Origin of the sequence: Streptomyces tailanensis, from assembly GCF_008386495.1 — a bacterium.
Lineage (GTDB): Bacteria > Actinomycetota > Actinomycetes > Streptomycetales > Streptomycetaceae > Streptomyces > Streptomyces tailanensis.
This window is the reverse complement of record NZ_VTHJ01000034.1, coordinates 2,177-7,051: the sequence shown is the minus strand read 5'-3', so window position 1 is coordinate 7,051 and position 4,875 is coordinate 2,177. Positions and strand designations below refer to the sequence as shown.

At 72.4% G+C, this 4,875-nt stretch carries 3 protein-coding genes and 2 pseudogenes; 1 reads left to right on the top strand and 4 read right to left on the bottom strand.

Annotation, left to right across the window (positions count from 1 at the left end):
* Window positions 1–265: 265 nt before the first annotated feature.
* The 4 genes and pseudogenes from F3T56_RS25585 to F3T56_RS25570 form a co-directional block, all read right to left on the bottom strand.
* Entirely contained in the window at window positions 266–1,459 is a 1,194-nt protein-coding gene (locus F3T56_RS25585; protein ID WP_246203846.1) for a hypothetical protein, read from the bottom strand.
* Window positions 1,459–2,144 (bottom strand): annotated as a pseudogene (locus tag F3T56_RS25580) (RNA polymerase sigma factor). Before F3T56_RS25580 ends, F3T56_RS25585 begins: the two are co-directional and overlap by 1 nt.
* A 379-nt stretch (window positions 2,145–2,523) precedes the next feature.
* On the bottom strand, window positions 2,524–3,318 hold the full coding sequence (locus F3T56_RS25575) for a hypothetical protein (RefSeq protein ID WP_149827715.1): 795 nt from the start codon (window positions 3,316–3,318) through the stop codon (window positions 2,524–2,526).
* Window positions 3,315–3,932: an RNA polymerase sigma factor gene (locus tag F3T56_RS25570; protein WP_149827714.1), complete on the bottom strand. Its 618-nt coding sequence runs from the start codon at window positions 3,930–3,932 to the stop codon at window positions 3,315–3,317. The genes F3T56_RS25575 and F3T56_RS25570 overlap by 4 nt, the downstream gene beginning before the upstream one ends.
* A 351-nt stretch (window positions 3,933–4,283) precedes the next feature.
* Between F3T56_RS25570 and F3T56_RS48155 the strand changes: the two are divergent.
* Window positions 4,284–4,875, top strand: a pseudogene (locus F3T56_RS48155) (hypothetical protein); the annotation flags it as partial.

Here is a 4,875-nt window from a genome sequence, read left to right as displayed (position 1 = left end):
ACGGGGGCCCACGGGGGATACGGGGCGCGGGCGGGACCGGGGGAACGTGTCCCGCCCGCGCCAAGGTGCACGAGCCGTGGGTACGGGGGGAACCCCGGCTCAGTGCGATGGCCGATGACCAGTCGGCTCACTCATTACTGCGCTACGAGGGCCGAAAGTGTTACTCGCTGCGGAAAAAAATCTGGGCGGATCCGAAGCGGATACGAAATCGCAGGTCAGAGCTGGTCTGTGACGGTGGTCGGGGCCGCGGCGCGGAGCGCGCCGGTCAGAGTGCAGGGCTGGACGAGTGCGTGCTCGTGCTCGGGACGCCGCCGATCGGCTTCACGACGTCACTCTGGCCACGGTGGTCGTTGCCACCGCTGCCCTTGCCGCCCTTGTTCCCGCCGCTGCCCCTGCCGCCCTTGTTCCCGCCGCTGCCCGTCCCGTTCCCTTTGCCGTTCCCTTTGTCTTTGCCCTTGTCTTTGCCTGACCCGGCGTTGCCGCCGTCCGAGTCGTCCTCGTCGTCGTCATCGGAGTCGAGCCCGGACCGCGCGTCCTTCTCGACGCCGCCCAGGGAACCGGCGGAGTCGGACGTACCGGAGTCCCCGCCCGTGCTCGTGCCCGGCGGGACCTGCGCGCCGGGGTTCTCGCGGCCGGAGAGGAGCCCGTCGCAGTACTTCTTCAGCTGCCCGTTGTCCCTGCCGCCCGCCGCGTCCTCCAGGCCGCGCCGGCGGTCGGCGTCCAGGCCCTTGCCGTCACGGACGTCGCGGCAGGCGGAGACCACGCCGTTCCACCACTCCCGGGAGGAGCCCCGGTTCTGCCCCGAGGTGTCGGGGTCGCCGTCCTCGCCGGTGCCGTCGTCCGAACCGCCCTCGCCGTCGCCGTCCTGCGCCGAACCGCCCAGGGTGTCCTGAGGCGTCGGCTCGCCCCGCGCCTCGTCGTTGGCGTCGCCCTCCGCCTGCGGGTCGCTCGGTGAGGGCGACAGGAACGGCTGGTCGGGCTCGGCGGCGGAGATGGAGACGGAGGGTTCCGCTTCGTCGTCGGGGGATGGGCTCAACAGCGCGCCCGCGCCGGCGGCCACGGCGACGACCCCGCCGAGCATCCCGGCGGTCAGCGCCGCGGCCAGCCCGAACCGCGCCGGTCGGCCCCAACGGGCCCGGCGGTCCTCGGCCGCGGTCCGCCCGAGGCGGACGAGTCCTGCGTCGGCGACAGCCGTCGAGGCGTTCGCCAGGTGATCGGCCCGGTCGTCCTCCACGCGAGCCGTACGCGCCGAGCGGAAGGCGGCCAACGCGGCTTCCTCGCCGGGGAGTTCCACACTCGGCGGGGACGCCGGGGACGCCTCTGCGGCCAGTGCTCCGAGCGCCCCGGCGAGCCGGTCGGCCTGGGCACGGGTGTCGGCGTCGACGGCTTCGAGCGGCTCACCACGCAGCAGCCGCTCCGCGGCATCGGGGTCCAGCCACATGTACTGCTCGTCGGCCATCACATGTCCTTCTGCGTCCGCGGACGCATATGCGTCACACCCGCGGACGTAGCCGCGCGCGTACGCGTTCTCTCTGTGGGGGTACGGCGTCCAGCGGTTCGCCGGATTCCGGATCGGCCTCCGAGGCCGCCTCCGGATTCTCCCCGATCAGCTCCGCGAGCCGCTTCAGGCCCCGGTGCGCGGCGGTCCGTACGGCGCCCGCTCGCTTGCCCAGCGTCTCCGCGGCGGTCTTGGCATCGAGGCCGACCACGACCCGCAGAACCACGGCCTCCGCCTGGTCCTGCGGCAGCTGGGCTATGAGCGACAGCGTGCGGTCGGTGGCCATGGCCTCCATCGCCTCGCCCGCCGTGTCGGACTCGGCGGGCTTGCCGGTGAGCTCGGTCTCGTCGCCGCCTATCGCGGGGCGGCGGCCGCGCATGCGTATGTGATCGAGGGCACGGTTGCGGGCGATACGGGCCGCCCAGCCCCGGAACCGGTCGGCGTCACCGCTGAACCGCTCCAGGTCACGGGCTATCTGCAGCCACGCCTCGGAGGTGACGTCCTCCGCGTCCGGATCGCCGACCAGCGTCCGTACGTATCCGAGCAGCCGCGGGTGCACGGCGCGGTACACAGTCCGGAACGCGGTCTCGTTCCCGTCCTGTGCAGCAAGCACCGCGGCGGTCAGCTCCGCGTCGTCCCCCAGCACCGCGCCCCTCTTTGCGCCTAAACCGGCGCCGCTTTCGCGGACCGGGTTCTCGCCGTTGTGGTTCCTCAATTGATGGTTGCGGTCTCAGCCTCACCGGTAGTCAGAGCGGTGGTCGTGCCGTCCGCGATCCGGCACGAATGGCACGTTACGGCCTGAAACCGCTGCTCGTCCATGTCCGTAGAACATGCAACTGACTCGTGATGCGGAGAGGTGTGACAGAAAACGCAGGCGCGGCGCTGTAGGTAGTACGGGTCGCCGCGCGGCCCGTGCCGCGCGACGGTCGGGGCCTCTCCTGTGGGGGGTGGCGGCCCCGACCGTTGCCGTCGGCGGAGTCGGCCGGGTGCCTTGCGAGTACGGGGGTCTTGCGAGCACGCCGGCCTTACTTCTTCTCCGGCCGCGTTTCGCCGGTTTCTTCGGCGTTATTGGCACTCTTGGGCTTTTCGGGCTCTTCAGCTTCCGTGTGCGGGGGCTTGGCCGGGCGCCCCGCCTTGTCCGGCTTGTTCGCCTTGTCTTCCTTGGCCTTGCCGCTGTCCTCGGCTGGCTTCTCTTGCTTCTTCCCAGTATCCGGGGCGGTCTTCCCATCGGACTTCCCGTCGGTGTCCCCGGTCTTCGGGGGACGGTCGCCCGCGGGCCGGTCCGCGTCGCCGGGCCGGCCGGGGACCTCGTACGACGTCCCGGTGCGCCGGTCCCGGTCGCCGTATCCGTCCCGGTCGCCGCCGTTGTCGCCGCGTGCGGCCGAGCCGATCGCCGCGAAGGCGGCTCCGCCGAGGGTCAGGCTGGCCAGCAGGACGGCCAGGGTGGTGCGTATCGAGAGCTGGACGCGGCGCCGCGCGTTGGGGCGCCAGTCGTCGCGGCGCCGGGTGCGCGCGGTGCGCTTGCCCTGCGCCCAGGCCTCGCGGAAGGCGGCGACGGCACGGACCTCGCCCTCACTGTGGGCCTCGGGACGGCCGCGTACGGCGGCGGCGAGGAGAGCGTCGACGGAGGGGGCACAGATGGAAAAGGCGGCGCCGCTCGTGGCCCGGTGGCCGTCCCGGTCCCGGTCCCGGCCGTCGCCGTCCTGTCGTTCACCCATGTCCGTCTTCTCCGCCCTGCCCGACGGCATCTCGCGCCCTTCGCTGTCGCCGTGCTGCCCGTCGCTGTCATAGCACCGACGGCCGGCGCCGCTGCCGTTCATCTCGACTCCCCCAGCGTCTGGGGGCCGTCATCCGTCACACCCTCGGTACGGAGCAGCTGGGCCAGTCTTTTCAACCCCCGGTGGGTGGCGGTACGGACCGCGCCCGGGCGTTTGCCGAGGACCCGGGCGGCGGCGGGGCCGTCCAGGCCGACGACGACACGCAGGAGGACGGCCTCGGCCTGGTCCCGGGGCAGCCTCGCGATCAGGGCGAGGGCCTGCTCCGTGGAGAGGGTCTCCAAGGCCTGGTCGTGGGTGCTGTGGGTGCCGGGCAGTTCCAGCAGGTCGTTCTCCAGCGCGGTCGCCCGGGGCCTGACCTTCTGGCGCCGCAGATGGTCCAGGGCCCGGTGCCGGGCGATCGTCGCGGTCCAGCCCCGGAAGCCGGCCCCGTCGCCCTTGAACCGCCCGAGGTCCCGTGCGATCTCCAGCCAGGCGTCCGAGGCGACGTCCTCCGCGTCGTCACCGACGATGCCGCGCAGATAGCCCAGCAGTCCGGGCTGCACAAGCCGGTACGCCACCGCGAACGCGGCCTCGTCCCCGTCCTGGGCCCGCGCGACGGCGACGCCCAGTTCCCCGTCGTACGCCTGCACGCGGCGAGGTTCCCCTGCCTGGCCCAAGAGCTGTCCTAGTCCCTACCGAGTCGCGTTGCCGGGGCCCGCCCCGACCGTCGCCAGGCCCCCACGGTCATCTGCGTCGCGCCCCGCGGAAGTGTCACAGAGCGTCGAGCGAGGAGCATCGAAGATCACCCGGAAGGGGGATCCTCGCCCCTTCCGTGACATGAGCCACACGAGCGCCTTCCGATGCTGGTGTTCGCCCCGACGTGTGTGCTGAATATGTGTGCTGAATCAAGGGCCACCTGTGTGCCGGGTGGTGTCTGTGTGCCGTTCATGTTCATCCAGGGGTGGGGCGTCTTGAGTCGCGATCGGAGCCGTAGGGGCCATGGGGGCCACGCGTACAAGCCGCTGAGCGTGAAGCGGAGGGCGTGGCTGACGCTGGGTGCCGTCGTGGCGGGCAGCGCGGGCGTCGTGTCGTACGCCGCGGCCGGGCCCCAGGACGGGACGGGCAGTACGTTCGACAGCCGGGCCCAGCGGCCGGTGGAGGTGCGCGAGCTGGCGATGACAGGCGACGGCGGACGGACCCTGGCGCGTACTGGCACCGAGCCCTTCTCCCTGCTTGGTATCTCCTGGACCGCGGCCACCACCGAACTCGACGGCACGGCTCAGGTGCGGACCCGCAGCGCCGCGACCGGCGAGTGGAGCGGCTGGCGGCCCCTGGAAGCCGAGGGCGCGCGAGGCGCGTCGAAACCGCTCTGGGTCGGCCTCAGCGACGGCGTCGAGGCGCGGGTGGTCGCCGCCGATGGTTCGTCGACCGCCGGGCTGCCGAAGGGACTTGAGGTCAACCTGGTCGACCCCGGGGTGACGGCGGCGGAAACACGGAGCCGAGGGCTCGACGCCGGGGGCGCGAGCGGCGTTGGTTCCGACGCCACGACACGCATGAGCAACGCGGCCTACGTGGCGGGCACGGTGACGAGGCCAGTAACTGGCGCGGTAACCAGCCCGT

Bases quoted from the DNA above. Each gene is read 5' to 3' on its own strand.
- F3T56_RS25585 (WP_246203846.1), bottom strand. From the start codon at position 1,459: ATGGCCGACGAGCAGTACATGTGGCTGGACCCCGATGCCGCGGAGCGG.
- F3T56_RS25575 (WP_149827715.1), bottom strand. From the start codon at position 3,318: ATGAACGGCAGCGGCGCCGGCCGTCGGTGCTATGACAGCGACGGGCAG.